The sequence below is a fragment of the Luteimonas huabeiensis HB2 genome (assembly GCF_000559025.1).
Classification (GTDB): domain Bacteria; phylum Pseudomonadota; class Gammaproteobacteria; order Xanthomonadales; family Xanthomonadaceae; genus Luteimonas; species Luteimonas huabeiensis.
Genome location: NZ_JAAN01000012.1, coordinates 1 through 19,030 on the forward strand (window position 1 = coordinate 1; position 19,030 = coordinate 19,030).

Consider the following 19,030-nt stretch of genomic DNA (forward strand, 5'->3'; position numbering starts at 1 on the left):
GCTTGCGGGAGAAGGGACGAGATGCGCCCGCTTGCGGGAGAAGGGACAACATGGGCCCGCTTGCCGGAGAAGGGACAGCATGACCTACGTTGCAGGTCGAATGTCGCTTCGCCCTAGCGGGCCGCCTTGCCGAGCGAGCGCAGCGCGCTGCGTAGCCACGGCAAGGCGCCGTCGTAGCGCTGCCAGGCCGCCAGGAACGTCTCGCGGTGCCGCCAGGCGTGGTCGGCACCGCCGTACCGGATCCATCCCTCTTTCATGGCCGGTTTGCGTGGCTTGGCTGCCGCCAGCATCGGCGCGATGAGCGGCAACTGCGCATGCGCATCGGCCAGCCGGGTCAATGCGCGTCCGGACTGACCCGAGGCGTACAGCGCCAATGCTTGCGCGAACGCGAGATCCGGATCGGCCGGATAGCGCGCGCCCAGCGCGACCGCGCGCTCGACTTCTCCGCGTTCGAGCAGATCGGCCATCAGGTGCGTCCGATATCCGTGGTTGTCGGTCGGATTGAGCGCCAGCATCCATTGCATGCGTTCCACGAACGCCTCGTCCCGCCGCTCGCGCAGCACCTCGATCGTGTGGGCCAGCAGGCGCAGCGCCGGGCGGTTGTCCAGCACGGCCCAGGCCAGCTGCGCGTCGGCATGCCCCGCGAGCGTCAGCCGCAACAGGGTCTCGGCCCGCTCCAGCAGCGCGTCGCGCAGCGGCTGCATGCCCCAGTCGTAGATGGCCGTCAGCGCCAGGATCACATCGTCGAGCACCTCGAAGCTCTGCCACAGTTCGGGGCGCTGACGTAGGCACGCCAGCCACGGGCGGCTGTCCTGCCAGGCGGGATGGTCGTCCAGGTCCAGCGCGGTCAGCGGCGGGACGGCCTGCGGGAAGGCGTCGCGCCAGGCGGCGAGCGCGGCGGCCAGCGGCGGCTCGGGCCGCAGGAACGCCATCTCCGGGGCCTGCGGATTGTGTTCCAGCGCATGCTCGACCGCCGGCGCGGGCGCGGATGCCAGCAGCGCCTGCAACTCGCCGATCTCGGGGTGCCGCTGCGCGGAGAGTCCGCTCATGGCCTGGTACGCGCCATCCTCGGCCACCGTGCGCAGCAAGGCGATCAATCCGGCATGTTCCTCGGCCCCGAGCCGCTGCAGGCGCGCGATCCAGAACCGGGCGCGCTCGCGCGCCAGCTCGGTGCGGCCTTCCGTCGTCAACAGCACCACTTCCAGATGCGAGAGCGAGGGGGAGTCGGGGTGATCGCGCTGGGCCTCGTGGAAGAGCGCCCAGGCGGCGTCGAAGTCTCCATCGTCCGCGGCGATGGTCGCTAGCCGTTGCCGCATGCTCGAACGGATGACGGCATCGCCCGTCTTCAGCGCGCGGGCGATCAGCCGCTTTTTCTTGACTGGCTGGCCGAGCGCACCGTAGGCATCGATCAGGATGTCCAGCAGGTCTTCCAGTCGGCCCGCGATCGGCGCGTCCGGCGGGAACCAGGGCTCCAGCAGGGCCACGGCGTCGCGCGCATGCCCGGCTTCGATGAAGCCCGCCGCCGCGTCGGCCACCGCGCGCGGATCGATGGCGCTGCCGGCCAGCTCCTTCCAGCGCTTGCGCGGCAGCGCCCGGAGTACGTAGGGGAGCAGGTTGAAGTCGCGGAACAGGGCGGTCGCTTCCATGGGCTGGCAACAGCGCTTGTACTTCCGGCCGGAGCCGCAGTCGCAGGGATCGTTGACGCCCGGACGGGCCGCGCGCTGGATGGCGAAGCGCCGGTCCGGCCGCGGTGTGTGGTCGATCACGCCGCGGGCCAGCGACCGCGCGATGCTGCGCCGGGCTTGCGGATCGGGCGTCGCCTCCGGCAGATGGCGCTCGATGTGCTCGAACAGGTCTTCGGCCAGCGCGAGCAATTGCGTCTGTGCGGCGCCGCGGACCAGCGAGCCGACGATGACAGCGATGAAGGACTCGAGGGCCATGCCGTCCTCGTCGCCGGAGTCCGGAAGGTCGGAGTATTGGGTCATGCGTTCCTGGAGAGTTGCCGGGCAGCACGCGTCGCGCACGACGGCTGTCGACATGGAAAGTGGGAGCGGCGACACCGCCGCTGGCGGGCGGCGTTCTGGGCGACATCCTAGCCGATCGCCGTGCCAACGGCGCGGCCGCACGGAACACCAGGCCGCTTCCGCACCGGGCCATGGCGGGTCCTGATGAGCGCGAACCTTCACGGCAACTCGATTTCGCCCCTTCTCCCGCGTGCGGGAGCGGGTCGGGGTGAGGGCGAAGCAACCCTCATCCGCCCTCCGGGCACCTTCTCCCGCACGCGGGAGAAGGGAGGCTGAAAGCCGGTCCGCCCTGCAGCGCCGCGCGTCGGGTCCGTGGAAGGCGCGGCGTCAGCCCAGCCCGGCGTAGCGCATGTAGGCGCCGATCAGTTGATCGCCCCACATGAAGACGATCCAGCCGGCCACCGCCAGGTACGGGCCGAACGGGATCGGCGTGGCGCGGTCGCGGCCGCGGGCGGCCAGCCAGATCGAGCCGATGATGGCGCCGGCGACGGCCGACAGCAGGATGATCGGCAGGATGCCGGCCAGCCCGCACCACGCGCCGAGCGCGGCCAGTAGCTTGAAATCGCCGTGGCCCATGCCCTCCTTGCCGGTCACCTGCTTGAACAGCCACCAGACCGACCACAGGCTGACGTAGCCGGCGATGGCGCCCAGCAGCGCCGGTTTGGCGGGCATGTACAGGTTGTCGGCCGAGGCGATCAGCCCCAGCCACATCAGCGGCAGGGTGAGCTGGTCGGGCAGCAACTGGGTGCGCAGGTCGATGCCCGCCAGCGCGACCAGGAAGCAGGTCAGCACGATGGCGCCGAAGCCCTGCCAGCCGAAGCCGAAGTTCCACACGCAGGCCAGCACCAGCAACATGGTCAGCAGCTCGACCAGCGGGTACTGGATCGAGATCGGCGCCTTGCAGCTGCGGCAGCGGCCGCGCAGCGCCAGCCAGCTGAAGAGCGGGATGTTCTCGTACCAGGCCAGCTTGTGCCCGCAGTGCGGGCAGTGCGACGGCTCCACCACGATCCCCGGCGGCGGCGGATCGTACAGCTCCGGCTCTCCGAGCGCCTCGCGCGCGTCGCGCTTCCATTCCCACTCCAGCCGTCGCGGCAGGCGCAGGATCACCACGTTGAGAAAGCTGCCCAGCGCGAGGCCGAGCGCGGCCGCGGCGGGGTACCCGAGCGCCGGGTGCTGGTCGAGGAATGCCATGCGGCGATTCTAGCCGTTGCCGGTCACACCACCGAGGCCAGCTTGAAGATCGGCAGGTACATGCCGATGACCATGCCGCCCACGACCACGCCGATGAAGATCATGATGATCGGCTCGATCAGGCTGGAGAGCGCGTCCACGGCGTTGTTGACCTCCTCCTCGTAGAAATCGGCCACCTTGAACAGCATCGTGTCCAGGGCGCCGGCCTCCTCGCCGATCGCGGTCATCTGCACCACCATGTGCGGGAACAGGTTGACCTGCTTCATCGCCATGTTCATCTGGTAGCCGACCGAGACGTCGTCGCGGATGCGATGGGTGGCCTGTTCGTAGACGGTGTTGCCGGTGGCGCCGGCCACCGATTCCAGCGCCTCCACCAGCGGCACGCCGGCCTTGAAGGTGGTCGCCAGGGTACGGCTGAAGCGGGCGATCGAGGCGTTGTGCAGGATCTGCCCGATGATCGGAATCTTCAGCATCCAGCGGTCGAGCGCATTGCGGAAGGCCGCCGAACGCTTGTAGGCGAAGATCAGCCCGACGATGGAGATCACCGCGATGCCCAGCAGCGCCCACCAGTAGGCCACCATGAACCGGCTCGCGGCCACGATCAGCTGGGTGAAGGCGGGCAGCTCGGCGCCGAAGCCCTCGAACACCTGCTCGAACTGCGGCACCACGAAGATGAGCAAGATGGCGGTGACGATGATCGCCACCGCGATGACCGTGGCGGGATAGAACAGCGCCTTCTTGATCTTGCCCTTCAGGCTCTCGATGTTCTCCTTGTAGGTGGCGATGCTGTCGAGCACCGTCTCCAGCACGCCGGCGGATTCTCCGACCCGCACGAGGTTTCGGGTCAGTTCGTCGAACTGCACGGGGTACCGGCCCAGCGCATCCGAGAACGACGTGCCGTTCTCGATATCGACCCGGATCGCGTTGACCATCTGCGCCATCTTCGGGTTCTTGTGCCCGCTGCCGATGATCTCCAGCGCCTGCACGATCGGCACGCCCGACTTGATCATGGTCGCGATCTGGCGGCTGAAGACCGCGATCTCCTTCGGGGTGATCTTCTTGCCGGCGCCGCCGAACAGCGGCTTGGGCTTCGCCTTGACCAGGCTCGGGTTGATGCCCTGCCGCCGCAGCTCCGCGCGCAGCAGATTGGCGTTCTTGGCCGCCTGCTCGCCTTTCATCCTGGTACCGCGCTTGTCGGTGCCTTCCCAGACGAAGGTTTCCAGCTTCACGCCCTCGCGCACGGGCGTGGCGGGCTTGCGGGCCGCCTTGCGGGCGGCGGAGCGGGTCGCGGACATCGGTGAATCCCCCAGGGCCGGTCATCCCCAGCCGGCATCGGCGCTCATGGTAGCGCGTCGCCAGCGGCGGCGGGATGCCGGGGTGTGACGCCCGGCAGGCTTTGCGAGGCGGGCGGGCGCAGCGCGCATCCCTCGGGCCCGGGGAGGGGGCCTCGTCCAGTCGTTCGCTATCGAGCGCTCAGTAGTGGTATCTGCATTGCGCGATTTCCAGCGCTTGCGCGCCGCCCGAGCCGGAGACCCGGTACACCAGCCGATCCTCGAGCGTGATGCGGCGGGACCACCAGCCCTTCAGGTCGCCGCGCAAGGGTTCGGGCTTGCCCGTCCCCCTGAACGGCGTGCGCCGGCATTCCTCGATCAATCCGTTCAGTCGCTCGAGCACATTGGTGTCGTGGCCTTGCCAGTGAAGGTAGTCCTCCCAGGCCTGGTCGGAAAAGACCAGCTTCATGCGGATGCGAGATCGCGCTCCCGGCCCTTGCCGGCGTCCAGCTGGTGGATCGATGCACGCAAGCGGGCCGCGTTGCCCGGGCTCGACAGCAGATAGAGGGTTTCTTCCATGGCATGCCAGTCGCTCAGCGACACCATGACCACGGCCTCCGCCTTCTGGCGGGTGATCACGACCGGCGTGCGGTTCTCGACGACCCGATCCATGACTTCCTTGAGGTGGGCGCGGGTATCGGAGTAGGTCAGGACTTCCATAAGGGGGCTTCCGGAGCAGGAGGTCGAATTGTACATCGATTTGTACAATTCGGCATCCGCCGACCTGATGAGTACGATCGCTCAGTTTTCCTTCTCCCGCATGCGGGAGAAGGTGCGAACCCGCCTGCCGGTCGTGGACTGCACCGGCCCTTCTCCCGCATGCGGGAGAAGGTGCCCGGAGGGCGGATGAGGGCTGCTTTTTCGTTGTCGTTGCCCTCACCCCAACCCTCTCCCGCATGCGGGAGAGGGGCCGAATCGAGTCCGTCGAAGGTGAGCGTTGATCAGGCCCGCCGATGTCGCGTCAGTCTTTCGTGACCCGGTTGATCTCGGCCAGGCTGGTGACCCCCTGCTTGACCTTCAGCAGCGCCGATTGCCTGAGGTCGCGCACTCCCGCGCTGCGCGCCGCCTCCTCGATCTGCAACGCGTTGCCGCCGGCCAGCACGATCGCCTGAATCTCCTCGCTCATCGGCATCACCTGGTAGATGCCGGTACGGCCCTTGTAGCCGTTGGTGCAGTCGTCGCAGCCGACGGCCTCGAAGATCCTCAGTCCGGCGTGGATCTCGTCGGCGGTGAACCCTTCCGCCAGCAGCGCGTTCGTCGGCAGCTCCACCGGGCGCTTGCACTTCTCGCACAGCCGCCGCGCCAGGCGCTGGGCGATGACCAGGGTCACGGAACTGGTGATGTTGTAGGGCGCGATGCCCATGTTCATCAGGCGCGCGATCGTTTGCGGGGCGTCGTTGGTGTGCAGCGTCGACAGCACCATGTGGCCGGTCTGGGCGGCCTTGATCGCGATCTCGGCGGTCTCCAGGTCGCGGATCTCGCCGACCATGATGATGTCGGGGTCCTGGCGCAGGAAGCTGCGCAGCGCCGCGGCGAAGGTCATGCCGCGCTTGGTGTTCTGCTGCACCTGGTTCACGCCCGGCAGGCGGATTTCCACCGGGTCCTCGACCGTGGAGATGTTGTGCTCCTCGTCGTTCAGGATGCCCAGCGCCGTGTACAGCGAGACCGTCTTGCCCGATCCGGTCGGGCCGGTCACCAGCACCATGCCGTAGGGCTTGCGGATCGCGTCCAGGAACAGCTTCTGTTGGTCCGGCTCGTAGCCCAGCTTGTCGATGCCCAGGCGCGCGGCGCTGCCGTCGAGGATGCGCAGCACCACTTTCTCGCCGAACAGCGTGGGCAGCGTGCTGACGCGGAAGTCGATCTGGCGGGTCTTGGAGATGTTGAGCTTGATGCGCCCGTCCTGCGGCACCCGCTTCTCGGCGATGTCCAACTGCGCCATCACCTTGAGGCGCGCGGTGATCCGGCCGTTGAGCTTGACCGGCATCTTCGCGACCTGCTTCAGGATACCGTCGATGCGCAGGCGCACCCGGTAGTCGGTCTCGTAGGGCTCGAAGTGGATGTCGGAGGCGCCCTTGCGGATCGCGTCCAGCAGCACCTTGTTGACGAACTTGACGATGGGCGTGTCGTCGCCCTTGCCGTCCCCGGAGGTCTCGGTCCGGGCCTCGCCATCGTCGCCGACGTCCAGTCTTTCCAGGCCGTCCGTGTCGGCGAGCGCATCGTTGAGCGCGTCGTTGCGTTCCAGCCACAACTCCAGGGTGCGCTTGAGGACGTCCTCGTCGACCAGGATCGGCTCCACCACCAGGTTGGTGTGGAACTTCAGCTCGTCCAGCGCACGGGTCGCGGTGGGCTCGCTGGTCCCGACGAACAGCTTGCCGCCGCGCTTGAACAACGGGAGCACGCAGTGCTTGCGCAGCAGTTCCTCGCTGACCAGGGCGATGGCGTTCTGGGCGGGGTCCATTGCTGACGGATCGAACACCGGCATGCCGAATTCGATGGAGTTGGCCGCGGCCAGCTGCGCGCCGGTGACCTTGCGCTGCTCGCGCAGCCACGAGCCGACCTGCTTGCGCTCGGCCGTCGCCTTGTCCAGGGCTTCGCGGGCAGTGGCCTCGTCCAGCGCGCCGTCGAGGACGAGCCGGCGAGCGATGCCGGTGATGCCGACGAGGTTGGGGGGGGCATGCGACGGCACGCGTCGTACCTTCTAAAGAAATATGCAAAAGTATAGAAAAAGAAGGGGCGCCGAAGCGCCCCGTTCTCGTTACCAGTATTAGGTGCCTGCAGTGCAGCCAGCGGGAAGGTACTGAGGACCTGTGCCACCAGCGCCACCGGCAAGGTTGCCCGTGCCAGTGCACGTCCAGGCTCCCGTGGTCGCGTCGCGAGTTAGCTTCAACGTGCCTGCGGCTCGCGGATTGACGTTTCGCAGTTCGCAAGAAATCGTCGCTGCCCCATCCGCTTGGACGTTGACGGAGTACGTGCAACGTTCAGATCCAGTGACTGCATTTCCACCCTCGCCAGTGGTCGAGCCAACGAGGCCGATCGCGGCGGGAGTGGTAGCGGTTTGGCCCCGATTGATCAGATCTTCCGCGCCCACCTTGCCCGGGTTGATCTCGGCAAGTGCGGCGGTCACCTGCGAGCGCGCGACATAGTTCTGGTACTGCGGGATCGCGATCGCGGCCAGGATGGCGATGATCGCGACGACGATCATCAGCTCGATCAGGGTGAAGCCCTGTTGCATCTTCTTCATGGTGTATCCCCTAGGAGTGGTGGTCTCACGTGCCTGCGGTCGGCGGGGGCCGGGTCCGTGGGCAGCCGCGCGGGTCCGCACGTGCATGCCAGGGTACGCAACTCGCGTGCCAACGTGTCGGGGAATCCCCGACGGGCGGCTTCTGTCGTCCTGGGTCACAGAACTTGCTGGATATCCGTTTGCGGGGTGACGAGTCGCGTCACTTTCGGTCGCCATGGTGACAAAACTTTGCGGGCCGCCTGACAGGCCGGCTTCTCGGACCGGCATCGGATGCGGGCGCGGTCATGGCGCGACGTAGGCGGAACGCGCCGTCCGAAGCGCGCCGTCTCGCCGACGATCTCTCCACTGCGGGCTTGAAGTTGGCGCCGTATGCGCACACCATGCGCATGCCGGTTCGCGGAGTTGCTCGAATGAAAGCAATCTACGATGTGAGCGCCTCCAAGAGGCCCGTCAACCTGTCCCTGAACGAGGATCTGGTGGCGAAGGCGCGCCGTCTCACGGACAACCTGTCCGCCGAGGTGGAAACGTTGCTGGCCGAATACGTGGCCCGGCAGCAGCGCGTGCGCGACGAGCATGCTGAGGGTCTTCGCAGGACTGCCGCCGCGTGGAGCGCCTTCTCTGCGCGGCATGGCAGCTTTGCGGACGAATTCTCCGAACTCTGATGGCGCAATTCGACGTTCATCGCAATCCGGGCCGGTTGAAGATCGCGATCCCCTACGTGGTCGTCGTGCAGTCGGCGATCTTCGACGCCAGCCGCCATCGTGTGGTCGCCCCCTTGGTCTCCAGGCAAGAGGCGGTCGCGCTGAATCCCCGTTTCAACCCGGTGTTCGTCGTGGAGGGCCGGGAGGTGGTGCTGCATCCCCTGGAGATGACGGCTATACCGGCCGAGCGGCTCGGGGAACCCGTGGCATCCCTGGCGGCGCACGGAGACGACATCATTGCCGCCGTGGACGAGTTGCTGACCCCGGCTTACGGTTGAAGGCTTTCAGGCGCGGTCATTGGGGTGGGCCGACTGAGGTTGAGCACCAGGACATCCTGTAGGTCCAGGTCCGCTTCCAGGGCGGCTAAAGTCGCCGGGCGTCGGCTGGCGATACGCGCAAGACAACGGTGCAAGGCGTCGAGCTAGCGCTCGACGATCAGCCGATCCATGCCGGTCTTCTCTCGCGCAGCATGCGGTCGATGTAGGGCTGGAAGTCGGCGGAGTCGGATGTCCCCGGCCCGCAAGCGCCTGGGCATGGCGCAGGCAGCGGGACGGCGGTTCACGCCGGCGCCGCGTTGGCGATGTGAAGGCCCGATCCTCGCCGCTCACGCGGGTGGGCGCATAGTGGCCGGCGGAAAGCGGCGGTGCGCAGAGTGCGCTGCCGGCCCGCCAAACGGAGGCCCCATGCCCGAGCAATTGCCCGCCTATCCCGTGCAGCCCAACGAGGAGGCGCGGCTGAGCGCGCTGGCGGATTTCCACTTGCTGGACACGCCGCCGGAGCAGGAGTTCGACCGGCTGGCGGAGCTGGCGGCGCGCCTGTTCAAGGTGCCGATCGTGCTGATCTCGCTGCTGGACCGCGACCGCCAGTTCCTGAAGGCGCGCGTGGGGATGGACGTGTGCGAGACCAGCCGGGAGGTCTCGTTCTGCGCCCACGCGATCATGCAGGACGATGTCTTCCTGGTGCCCGATGCGATGCAGGATCCGCGCTTCGCCACCAATCCGCTGGTGCTGGGGCCGCCGTTCATCCGTTTCTATGCCGGCAAGCCGCTGGCGACGGCGAGCGGCGAAAAGCTCGGCACGGTGTGCCTGATCGACCACGAGCCGCGCGATCGCTTCGGCGAGGAGGATCGCCGCAACCTCGGCGATCTCGCGGCCCTGGTGATGGACCGGATGGAACTGCGCCGGCTGGATTACGCCACCACGATCAGCCGCAGGCGGTTCGAGAACATCGCCGCCACGTCGCCGGACGCGATCATCTGCTCCAACGCGCGCGAGCAGGTCACGTTCTGGAACCGCGCGGCGCAGCGGCTGTTCGGCTACACCGCCGAGGAAATGCTGGACCGGAGCGTTTCGGCGATCGTGCCCGACAGCTGGCGCCGCATCTACGAGGCGGAGCTGGCGCGCCTCAAGCGCGGCGAGCCCATGGAGCTGGCTGACCGCACCATCGTGCTGTCGGGCCGGCGCCGCGATGGCAGCGAGTTCCCGGCGGAGTACTCGCTTTCGACCTGGGACGAGGGCGGCACCACGAGCGTGGGCGCCATCGTGCGCGACATCACCGAGCGCCGGCGCAACGAGGAGCGGCTGTTCCGGCTGGCCTCGCTGGATCCGCTGACCGACCTGCCCAACCGCGGCGCTTGGCAGACGCAGGCGGCGGCGACCCTGGCCGCCGGCGAGCCGGCGGGCGTGCTGCTGCTGGACCTGGACGGGTTCAAGGACGTCAACGATACGCTCGGCCACTCCGCCGGGGATGCGGTGCTGCGCGAGGTAGGGGCCCGCATCCAGCGCGTGTGCGAGGGCGCGATCATGGTGGCCCGGCTGGGCGGGGACGAGTTCGTGGTCCTGCTGCGCGGCGACGGCCTGGCCGAGGCGGAGCGGGTCGCCGGTGCGCTCGTGCGGGCGATCGCGCAACCGTTCGAGTTCGCCGGCGAGCGGATCGACGTGGGCGTGAGCATCGGCATCGCGCTGGCCCCCGAGCACGGGCGGCGGGCGGAAGACCTGCTCGGCGCCGCGGACCTGGCGCTGTACAAGGCGAAGGCGGCGGGCCGGGGCCGCTACGAGCTGTTCCGCGCCTCCTTCCGCGACGTCGCCATCGCGCGGCGGGCGTTCGAGACCGAGCTGCGGCGCGCCTACGAGCGCGGCGAGTTCGTGGTCTTCTACCAGCCGCAGGTGGCCACCGAAACAGGCGCGGTGACCGGCGCCGAAGCGTTGCTGCGTTGGCGCCATCCGCAGCGCGGCCTGCTGACGCCGGCGCACTTCGTGAAGGTGCTGGGCGAGAGCGCGCTCTCCCAGCACGTCGGCGAATGGGTCCTGCGCGAGGCCTGCCGCGAGGCGGCGCGGTGGCGGCGGGCGGTGCCGGGGTTCCGGATGGGCGTCAACCTGTTCGAGACCCAGTTCCGTTCGGTCGGCCTGGTCGAGACGGTGGCCCAGGCGCTGGCGGACGCGGACCTGCCGGCCGCCGCGCTCGAGCTGGAGATCGTCGAGAACACGCTGATGCGCGACGATCAGGCCACGCTCCAGTTGCTGCAGGCGTTGCGCGCCGTCGGCGTGGGGCTGGCGTTCGACGACTACGGCACCGGCTTCGCCTCGCTGAGCCTGCTCAAGCGCTACCCGGTGACGCGGCTGAAGATCGACCGTTCCTTCATCCGCAACGTCATCGTCGACGAGGAGGACGCGGCCGTGGTGCGCGCGGTGATCTACCTGGGCCGGAGCTTCGGGCTGGAGGTCACCGCGGAAGGCGTGGAGAGCGGCTCGCAGCTGGAATTCCTGCGCGCCAACCGCTGCCCCGGCGCGCAGGGCTACCTGTTCGGCAAGCCAGTGCCGCCGGCGAAGTTCGAGCGCATGTTCCTGGACATGCCGGCGGGCGGGGCGGGCTGAGCGGACGTCGCCCGACCCGGTCGCTTTAGTCGATCCCCAGCTTCTTGAGCTTGTAGCGCAGCGCGCGGAAGGTGATGCCCAGCGCGGCGGCGGTCTTGGTCTTGTTGTAGCGGTTTTCCTGCAGCGCCTGCTGGATGGCGGCGCGTTCGATTTCCTCGATGTAGGAGGGCAGGGCGCTGGAGGCGGTGTCGTAGGGGCTGAGCGTGCGCGGATCGGGCCCCGGCGCGGCGGCGGGCGTGGCGTTCGCCGGCGCGCCGGCCGCCGCCGGCGTCCTGCGCGGGACCTGCGGCAGGTGCAGGTCGGCGGCGTGGATGACGTCGCCGTCGGCGAGCGCCAGCGCGCGCTCCAGGATGTTCTCCAGCTCGCGCACGTTGCCGGGGAAGGGGTAGTCCTCCAGGGTGGCCAGGGCGTCGTTGGCGATCACCGGGGTCGGGCGCTGCATGGCGCGGGCGAGGCGCTGCAGGATGGCGGTGGACAGCAGCTTGAGATCGCCGGTGCGCTCGCGCAGCGGCGGCACGTGCAGGCCGATGACGTTGATGCGGTAGTACAGGTCGTGGCGGAAGCTGCCGAGATCGACGAGCTGGGCGAGATCCTTGTGCGTGGCCGAGAGGATGCGCACGTCGACCGGCGTCTCGGCCGAGGCGCCCACCGGCCGCACGGTCTTCTCCTGGATCGCGCGCAGCAGCTTGACCTGCATCGCCAGCGGCAGCTCGGCGACCTCGTCGAGGAACAGCGTGCCGCCGTCGGCGCTCTGGAACAGGCCCGGCTTGTCGGCGTGGGCGCCGGTGAAGCTGCCCTTCTTGTGGCCGAAGAACTCGCTCTCCATCAGCTCGGTCGGGATCGCGCCGCAGTTGACCGGTACGAACGGGCCGGCCGCGCGCGCGCTCTGCGCGTGGATGGTGCGCGCGACCAGTTCCTTGCCGGTGCCGGATTCGCCGCTGATGTGCACCGGCGCCTGGCTGCGCGCGACCTTGGCGATGGTCTGCCGCAGCGCGACCATCGCCTCGGATTCGCCGAACAGGCGGCTGGCGGGATCGTCGTGCTGGAGTCCGGCGCGCGGGGGCAGGTCCAGCGCCTGCCGCGCCAGCCCGCGCAGCATGTGGATATCGACCGGCTTGCTGACGAAATCGAAGGCGCCGGCCTTCAGCGCTTCCACGGCCGCCTCGATGTTGCCGTAGGCGGTGATCACCGCGACCGGCGTGTTCGGGAAGCGGGCGGAAATCTCGGAGACCAGCTCCAGCCCCGAGCCGTCGGGCAGGCGCATGTCGGTCAGGCACAGGTCGTAGCGGTTGTCGGCCAGCAGCGCGCGGGCGGCGGACACGGTGGCCGCGGTGTCGGTGCGCAGGCCCATCCGGCCGAGGGTCAGCACCAGCAGCTCGCGGATGTCGTGCTCGTCGTCGACGATCAGGACGCTGCGTTGTTCGCTGGACATGGCGGGGGTTCCTTGGCGTGGGCGGCGCGACCGCGCGCGTCCGCCCCAGGCGTCCTGGCGTGGGCGGCCGCGCTGCGATGCGCGCCGGCGGACCGCGGGCAGGGCGACGGCCGGGGGCGCCGCGAGACGCCATCGTCGCCGCCCGCCTGTCGGCGATTGACCGGCGGTGTCATGAAGTGACCGATTATGCCGAAAGCAACGGGTTTCGTCCCGGCATGGCGAGCCGGAAGCAGGCGCCGCCGCCGGGCACCGGCACGTAGTCGAGATCGGCGCCGTTGGCGCGCGCCAGCTCGCGGGCGATGTAGAGCCCCAGGCCGGTGCCGTGCTCGGAGGTGGTGAAGAACGGCCGTCCCACCTGGTGGGCGACCGCGTCCGGGATGCCGGGGCCGCGATCGATCACCTCCACCGCGGGGCGGCCGTCGCGCTCGTCCGCGACCAGGGTCACCCGCGCCGGCTCGCCCGGCAGGCGCCCGTGGTGGATGGCGTTGTTGACCAGCACGGTGAGGATCTGGTGCAGGTGGCGCGGGTCGAACACCGCCTCGAGCGGGCGTTCCCGCCCGGATGCGCGCACGCTGCCGTTCTCGGGCTGCAGGGTCGCCTGGTACTCGTCCACGAAGCGGCGCACGCAGGCCACGAGGTCCACCGGCTCGCCCATCGCGCGCTCGCGCCGGGCCAGGCCGAGCACGCTCTCCACGATGCCGTTGGTGCGCAGGCACTGCTGGTGGATGATCTGCAGCAGCCGCCGGTCCGGCTCCGACAGGTCCTCGGACTCCTCCAGCAGCTGGGTCGCGTAGCTGATCGCCGCCAGCGGGTTGCGGATCTCGTGGGCGAGGCTGGCGGAAAAGCGCCCCATCGCCGAGAGCGTCAGCGATTCCGCCCGTCGCGACACCAGCGAGGCGTCGTCGAGGAACACCAGCGCCGATTCCGAACCCGGCAGCAGGCGGGCGAACCGCGGCTGCACCTCGATCCGCTCCGGGCCGCAGGCCAGGGGCGATTCGTCGTTGCGGGCATCGCGCCGCCACGCGCGCAGCCGCCGCGCCAGGCCGGGCGAGAGTTCCGTCAGGGCGCGGCCTTCCAGCGCGCCGTCGTGGTTGGCGAAGATCAGGCCCGCGGCCTCGTTGGCCAGCTGCACCGTCCCGTGGCCGTCCACGATCATCACCCCGGTGCGCATGCGGCGGATGATCAGTTCGTTGAGCCCGGCGAGGCTGGCCGCCTCCTCGCCGCGACGCTCGGCCAGGGCCTGGCTGCGCCGCATCCGCTCGCCCAGCAGGTTGGTCAGCGTGGCGACGGCGAAGAAGCTGACGCCGAACATCAGCGTCTCCGCCAGCGGCCGGGTCCGGCTGCCTTCCAGCATGCTCCACACGAACTCGGCGGCCAGCCCGAGCGCGGCGAGCGCGGCCACGACCAGCGCCACGCGCAGGCGCAGGAACAGCGCGGCGCCGCCGATGTTGGTCACCAGCAGCAGCGCCACCCCGGGTCCCGCGGCCGGCAATGCGTGGCTGATGAAGGTGGCGATCAGGATGTCGGCGACCACGCCGATCAGCGCCATCTCGCCGAGGTCGGCGCCGGGCCGGCGCGCCCACCACCACAGCGCGAGCGAGGCCGGCAGGCTGGCCAGCGCCACCGCCGCACCGAGCGCGCGGTCGTGCGGCGCGCCGATCAGCGCGCCGACCGGGCTGAACACCAGCAGGCACAGCAGGCTCGCTTCCAGGATGCGGTACAGCGCCAGCAGGTGCAGCTCGCGGCGCAGGACCGTATCGGTATAGACGACGCTGGCGGGCAGCTGGAACAGGATGCGCCCCTCCCCGGGCAGACCGGGACGAGTATAGGCGCCCGCGGCGATCGGCACGGTCCTTCGCGGCCATCGCCGGCGCCGATCGGATCGGCGCGTTTTGCCCCGGCTGGCCGCATGGGCGAGAATAGCGGTCTGCCCGCGCCCCCGCCGCCGGTCCTGGTGCCTGCGGATCCGTCGTGCGCGGTCCGTCACCCCACGCAGGATTCCACATGAATTTCCACGAATATCAGGCGAAGCAGCTGTTTGCCGACTACGGCATCGCGGTACCGGCCGGGCGCGTCGCCCAGACCGCCGACCAGGCGGTCGAGGTGGCCAAGGCCCTGGGCGGCAACTTCTGGGTGGTCAAGGCGCAGATCCACGCCGGCGGCCGCGGCAAGGCCGGCGGCGTCAAGTTGTGCAAGACCCTCGACGAGGTGCGCGCGGCCGCCGAGGCGCTGCTCGGCACGCGCATGGAGACCTACCAGTCCGCCGGCGTGGCGCTGCCGATCGACTCGGTGCTGGTGACCGAGGCGACCGACATCGCGCAGGAGCTGTACCTGTCGGTGCTGGTCGACCGCGGCACGCAGTCGATCACCTTCATCGCCTCCAGCGAGGGCGGCGTGGAGATCGAGAAGACCGCCGAGGAGAACCCGGACGCGATCCAGACCCTCCACGTCAAGTTCGTCGAGGGCCTGCAGGCCTACCAGTGCCGCCAGCTCGGCTTCGCGCTGGGGCTCAACGCCAAGCAGGTCAACCAGCTGGCGAAGATCATGCTGGGCCTGTACCGGCTGTTCAACGAGAAGGACCTGGCCCTGGTCGAGCTCAACCCGCTGGCGATCCTGAAGTCCGGCGACCTGGCGGTGCTCGACGGCAAGGTGAACTCCGACGACAACGCCTCGTTCCGCCACCCGGACCTGGTCGCCATGCGCGACATCCGCCAGGAGGACGAGACCGAGGTCAAGGCCAGCCAGCACGACCTCAACTACGTGACCATGGACGGCAACATCGGCTGCATGGTCAACGGCGCCGGCCTGGCGATGGCCACGATGGACGTCATCGCCCTCAACGGCGGCGCGCCGGCCAACTTCCTGGACGTGGGCGGCGGCGCGACCAAGGAGCGCGTGACCGAGGCGTTCAAGCTGATCCTGTCCTCGGACAAGGTCAAGGCGATCTTCGTCAACATCTTCGGCGGCATCGTCCGCTGCGACATGATCGCCGAGGGCATCATCGCCGCGGTCAAGGAAGTCGACGTCAAGGTGCCGGTGATCGTGCGCCTGGAAGGCACCAACGTGGAGGCGGGCAAGCGGCTGCTCAACGAGAGCGGGCTGGCCATCACCGCCGCCGACGACATCAACGACGGCGCCAAGAAGGCCGTCGCCGCCGCCGCCTAAGTCCATACATCACCTGTAGGAGCGCGCTCGCGCGCGACCGCGGCCATGCCTCGGCGCCGGGCGCTCCTACGACAGCACAGGATTTCAAATGAGCGTCCTTATTGACAAGAACACCAAGGTGATCGTGCAGGGCTTCACCGGCCAGCAGGGCACCTTCCACGCCGAGCAGATGCTCGACTACGGCACCAAGGTCGTCGGCGGCGTGACCCCCGGCAAGGGCGGCACCGAGCACCTCGGCCTGCCGGTCTTCGACACCGTGCGCGACGCGGTCGCCGAGACCGGCGCCGACGCCTCGGTCATCTACGTGCCGCCGCCGTTCGCGGCCGACGCCATCCTCGAGGCCGCCGATGCCGGCATCCGGGTCATCGTGTGCATCACCGAGGGCATCCCGGTGCTGGACATGCTGCGGGTCAAGAACGTGCTGAAGTCGCACGAGGACGTGGTGCTGATCGGCCCGAACTGCCCCGGCGTGATCACCCCGGGCGAGTGCAAGATCGGCATCATGCCGGGCCACATCCACAAGCCCGGCAAGGTCGGTATCGTCTCGCGCTCGGGCACGCTGACCTACGAGGCGGTCAAGCAGACCACCGACGCCGGCCTCGGCCAGTCCACCTGCATCGGCATCGGCGGCGACCCGATCAACGGCACCAACTTCATCGACGCGCTGAAGCTGTTCCAGGACGATCCGCAGACCGAGGGCATCATCCTGGTCGGCGAGATCGGCGGCAGCGCCGAGGAAGAGGCCGCCGAGTACATCGCCGAGCACGTGACCAAGCCGGTGGTCGGCTTCATCGCCGGCGCCTCCGCCCCGAAGGGCAAGCGCATGGGCCATGCCGGCGCGATCGCCTCGGGCGGCGCGGGCACCGCCGAGGGCAAGTTCGCCGCGCTGGAGAAGGCGGGCGTGACCACGGTGAAGTCGCCCGGCGACCTGGGCGCGGCGATCGCCAAGCGCCTGGCCGGCTGATCCCCCGCTCGCCATCCGCGACGCGAAAGGCCGCCTCCGGGCGGCCTTTTTGCGTTCGGCACGGGCCTCATCCGCCCCTTCGGGACACCTTCTTCCGCGAGCGGAAGCAGGGAGTCGAACGTCGCGCGCTCGAGCCCCTCTCCCGCGTGCGGGAGAGGGGGTGGGGTGAGGGTGTGTCGTGCGGTGGGCTTCGAAAAAGCGGCCCTCATCCGCCCCTTCGGGGCACCTTCTCCCGCAAGCGGGAGAAGGGGACGGGCCACGGCATGTCTGGGGCAGCTTCTTTTCCCGCGAGCGGAAGCAGGGAGTCGAACGTCGCGCGCTCGAGCCCCTCTCCCGCGTGCGGGAGAGGGGTTGGGGTGAGGGCGTGCGATCTGCCGCGGGTTCTGCGAGGCGTTGTCCGACAGCGCGGTGCGCAGTGATCCGGTGTGCGGGAGCGGATGGGGAGGGCAAGCTGGTCATGTCCTTCGAGGGAGCGCACGGATGCGCGATGCCGCCAAGACCGCCTTGGCCCGGCGACTGCGCCGGGACATGACCGATGCGGAACGTTTGCTCTGGTTCTACCTGCGCAATCGCGCGCTGGTGGGGGCGAAGTTCCGGCGCCAGTGCCCGGTCGGGCCGTTCGTGGCCGATTTCCTCTGCGCGGCGGGCCGGCTGATCGTCGAAGTGGACGGCAGCCAGCACGGCGAAGGCGTGGATGCCGCGCGCACGCGGTTCCTCGAGCGCCGTGGCTACCGCGTGCTGCGGGTGTGGAACCACGATGTCCTGGTCCGGCCGACGCAGGTACTGGAGGCCATCGTGGGCGCCCTGGCCGCGGGCCCCGCGCACGGCGCGGACGCCGGGCCGGCTGGCCCGGCGTGCAAGATCGCAGACGCGATCGAGGGTTTTTCCGGATGAGCGCGGTCCGGCGGGTGGCTAGGATCCGGGTTGCAGGTGGCCGTGCGTCGGCCGGCGCGCGACGTGGCGGCGGATGCCAAGCCCCTGCGTTGGCCCAGGCCGCGCCCGCGCGAGGCCGCCGTGTCCCTGTACGGAGCACCCGCGATGATCCTCGAGCGCACGATGCTGGCTGCCTTCTCCCGACTCCGCGCGAGGTCCGTCGCGGCGTCAGGCTTCGTGCGCGTCCGCCGCCGGGCGGCGGCGCTTGCCGCCTGCCTGGCGTTGCCGGCGTGGGCGCTGTCCGCACCGCCGCCGGTCCGGATCGACCACCACATGCACGTGCATTCGCCGGCGATCCGCGCCTGGCTGCCCCGCTATTGCGCCAGTCCCGGGCGGAGCTCGCCGTGCGATCCGGACTTCGCCGATCCGCCGCCGCTCGACGCGCTGATCGCAGCGATGGACCGCGCCGGCGTCGGGCATGGCCTGCTGATGTCGACGGGCTATCTCGCGCAGAGCGCGTTCGTGCAGCCGCCGGATCCCGATGCGGCGGCGCTGCTGCGTGCGGCCAACGACGATGTGGTGGCGCTGGCGCGCGCGCATCCCGGTCGCTTCTCGGCCTTCGTCGCGGTCAATCCGCTCGCGCCCCAAGCGCTGCCGGAACTGCGGCGCTGGCGCGGCGTCGAGGGCGTGGCCGGGGTCAAGATCCACGTCACCAATTCGGGGCTGGACCTGCGCGACGACGCCCATCTGCAGGCGCTGGCCGCGGTCTTCGCCGAGGCGCGGCGCAACGGCTGGGCGTTGACGATCCACCTGCGCACGCGCGCCGCCGACTACGGCGCGGTGGACGTGGCCAACTTCATCGAGCAGGTGCTGCCGCAGGCCGGCGACGTGCCGGTACAGATCGCCCATGCCGCCGGCTGGGGCGGCACCGATGCCAATACCTTCGAGGCGCTGGGCGCCTTCGCCGGCGCCCTGGCCGCGCGCCCGGCGCTGGGGCGGAACCTGTATTTCGATCTCGCCGCGGTGTTCGGCGACCAGACTCCGGACGAAGATGCCGCGAAGCTGGCGGCGCTGATCCAGCGGATCGGCCCGGCGCATTTCGTCGCCGCGTCGGACTGGCCGTTCGCGCTCGACCTGGCCGACTACTACGGCCGGGTCTATCCGGTGCTGCCGCTGTCGCCGGAGGCGTGGCGGACGATCCGTACCAACACCTGGATGGGGCGGCCCTGAGCCGT

Annotated in this window: 16 protein-coding genes; 7 read left to right on the plus strand and 9 right to left on the minus strand. The window is 69.6% G+C overall.

Annotated features, from left to right (window positions below):
* Positions 1-113 precede the first annotated feature (113 nt).
* From Z164_RS0103090 to Z164_RS21660, 7 genes are all read right to left on the minus strand, one after another.
* Positions 114-2,186, minus strand: coding sequence for a YecA family protein (locus tag Z164_RS0103090; RefSeq protein ID WP_152540845.1), 2,073 nt, complete (start codon positions 2,184-2,186; stop codon positions 114-116).
* 165 nt (positions 2,187-2,351) lie between these two features.
* Positions 2,352-3,215, minus strand: coding sequence for a prepilin peptidase (locus Z164_RS0103095; protein WP_024889281.1), 864 nt, complete (start codon positions 3,213-3,215; stop codon positions 2,352-2,354).
* Between the two features lie 23 nt (positions 3,216-3,238).
* Entirely contained in the window at positions 3,239-4,510 is a 1,272-nt protein-coding gene (locus tag Z164_RS0103100; RefSeq protein ID WP_024889282.1) for a type II secretion system F family protein, read from the minus strand.
* Positions 4,511-4,688: 178 nt separating this feature from the next.
* The gene (locus tag Z164_RS0103105) at positions 4,689-4,955 is read right to left on the minus strand and encodes a Txe/YoeB family addiction module toxin (protein ID WP_024889283.1); all 267 of its coding nucleotides are present in this window, start codon (positions 4,953-4,955) and stop codon (positions 4,689-4,691) included.
* Positions 4,952-5,206: a type II toxin-antitoxin system Phd/YefM family antitoxin gene (locus Z164_RS0103110; protein WP_024889284.1), complete on the minus strand. Its 255-nt coding sequence runs from the start codon at positions 5,204-5,206 to the stop codon at positions 4,952-4,954. The genes Z164_RS0103105 and Z164_RS0103110 overlap by 4 nt, the downstream gene beginning before the upstream one ends.
* 301 nt (positions 5,207-5,507) lie before the next feature.
* Positions 5,508-7,232 carry a type IV-A pilus assembly ATPase PilB gene (gene pilB / locus Z164_RS0103115; RefSeq protein WP_024889285.1) on the minus strand — a complete coding sequence of 575 codons (1,725 nt, stop codon included), beginning with the start codon at positions 7,230-7,232 and terminating at the stop codon, positions 5,508-5,510.
* Between the two features lie 78 nt (positions 7,233-7,310).
* A complete protein-coding gene (locus Z164_RS21660; RefSeq protein ID WP_024889286.1) occupies positions 7,311-7,787 on the minus strand; it encodes a pilin in 477 nt (158 codons plus the stop codon).
* 410 nt (positions 7,788-8,197) lie between these two features.
* On the opposite strand from Z164_RS21660, the gene Z164_RS0103125 reads away from it, so the two are divergent.
* The 3 genes from Z164_RS0103125 (at position 8,198) to Z164_RS0103135 (ending at position 11,361) form a co-directional block, all read left to right on the plus strand.
* Entirely contained in the window at positions 8,198-8,449 is a 252-nt protein-coding gene (locus tag Z164_RS0103125; RefSeq protein ID WP_024889287.1) for a type II toxin-antitoxin system CcdA family antitoxin, read from the plus strand.
* Positions 8,449-8,766 (plus strand): CcdB family protein, encoded by a 318-nt coding sequence (locus Z164_RS0103130; RefSeq protein WP_024889288.1) that lies wholly within the window; start codon positions 8,449-8,451, stop codon positions 8,764-8,766. The genes Z164_RS0103125 and Z164_RS0103130 overlap by 1 nt, the downstream gene beginning before the upstream one ends.
* Positions 8,767-9,171: 405 nt before the next feature.
* Entirely contained in the window at positions 9,172-11,361 is a 2,190-nt protein-coding gene (locus Z164_RS0103135; RefSeq protein ID WP_043689178.1) for a putative bifunctional diguanylate cyclase/phosphodiesterase, read from the plus strand.
* Positions 11,362-11,386: 25 nt separating this feature from the next.
* Here Z164_RS0103135 and Z164_RS0103140 read toward each other — a convergent pair whose 3' ends face one another.
* The gene (locus tag Z164_RS0103140) at positions 11,387-12,793 is read right to left on the minus strand and encodes a sigma-54-dependent transcriptional regulator (protein WP_024889290.1); all 1,407 of its coding nucleotides are present in this window, start codon (positions 12,791-12,793) and stop codon (positions 11,387-11,389) included.
* A 184-nt stretch (positions 12,794-12,977) separates the two neighbouring features.
* Entirely contained in the window at positions 12,978-14,576 is a 1,599-nt protein-coding gene (locus tag Z164_RS0103145; RefSeq protein WP_024889291.1) for a sensor histidine kinase, read from the minus strand.
* Between the two features lie 221 nt (positions 14,577-14,797).
* Between Z164_RS0103145 and sucC the strand changes: the two genes are divergently transcribed.
* From sucC to Z164_RS0103165, 4 genes are all read left to right on the plus strand, one after another.
* Positions 14,798-15,958 carry an ADP-forming succinate--CoA ligase subunit beta gene (gene sucC, locus Z164_RS0103150; RefSeq protein WP_024889292.1) on the plus strand — a complete coding sequence of 387 codons (1,161 nt, stop codon included), beginning with the start codon at positions 14,798-14,800 and terminating at the stop codon, positions 15,956-15,958.
* 88 nt (positions 15,959-16,046) lie between these two features.
* Positions 16,047-16,922, plus strand: coding sequence for a succinate--CoA ligase subunit alpha (gene sucD / locus Z164_RS0103155; protein WP_024889293.1), 876 nt, complete (start codon positions 16,047-16,049; stop codon positions 16,920-16,922).
* A 480-nt stretch (positions 16,923-17,402) separates the two neighbouring features.
* Positions 17,403-17,816, plus strand: a complete 414-nt coding sequence (locus Z164_RS19895; RefSeq protein ID WP_024889294.1) for an endonuclease domain-containing protein — start codon at positions 17,403-17,405, stop codon at positions 17,814-17,816.
* A gap of 216 nt (positions 17,817-18,032) precedes the next feature.
* Complete coding sequence (locus Z164_RS0103165) at positions 18,033-19,025, plus strand: amidohydrolase family protein (protein ID WP_043689195.1); 993 nt, start codon at positions 18,033-18,035, stop codon at positions 19,023-19,025.
* The last annotated feature ends 5 nt before the right edge of the window (positions 19,026-19,030 follow it).

Coding starts and splice junctions, on each gene's coding strand:
- Z164_RS21660 (WP_024889286.1), bottom strand. CDS start 7,787: ATGAAGAAGATGCAACAGGGCTTCACCCTGATCGAGCTGATGATCGTC.
- Z164_RS0103105 (WP_024889283.1), bottom strand. CDS start 4,955: ATGAAGCTGGTCTTTTCCGACCAGGCCTGGGAGGACTACCTTCACTGG.
- Z164_RS19895 (WP_024889294.1), top strand. CDS start 17,403: ATGCGCGATGCCGCCAAGACCGCCTTGGCCCGGCGACTGCGCCGGGAC.
- Z164_RS0103095 (WP_024889281.1), bottom strand. CDS start 3,215: ATGGCATTCCTCGACCAGCACCCGGCGCTCGGGTACCCCGCCGCGGCC.
- sucD (WP_024889293.1), top strand. CDS start 16,047: ATGAGCGTCCTTATTGACAAGAACACCAAGGTGATCGTGCAGGGCTTC.
- Z164_RS0103135 (WP_043689178.1), top strand. CDS start 9,172: ATGCCCGAGCAATTGCCCGCCTATCCCGTGCAGCCCAACGAGGAGGCG.
- Z164_RS0103110 (WP_024889284.1), bottom strand. CDS start 5,206: ATGGAAGTCCTGACCTACTCCGATACCCGCGCCCACCTCAAGGAAGTC.
- Z164_RS0103130 (WP_024889288.1), top strand. CDS start 8,449: ATGGCGCAATTCGACGTTCATCGCAATCCGGGCCGGTTGAAGATCGCG.
- Z164_RS0103125 (WP_024889287.1), top strand. CDS start 8,198: ATGAAAGCAATCTACGATGTGAGCGCCTCCAAGAGGCCCGTCAACCTG.
- Z164_RS0103100 (WP_024889282.1), bottom strand. CDS start 4,510: ATGTCCGCGACCCGCTCCGCCGCCCGCAAGGCGGCCCGCAAGCCCGCC.
- sucC (WP_024889292.1), top strand. CDS start 14,798: ATGAATTTCCACGAATATCAGGCGAAGCAGCTGTTTGCCGACTACGGC.
- Z164_RS0103140 (WP_024889290.1), bottom strand. CDS start 12,793: ATGTCCAGCGAACAACGCAGCGTCCTGATCGTCGACGACGAGCACGAC.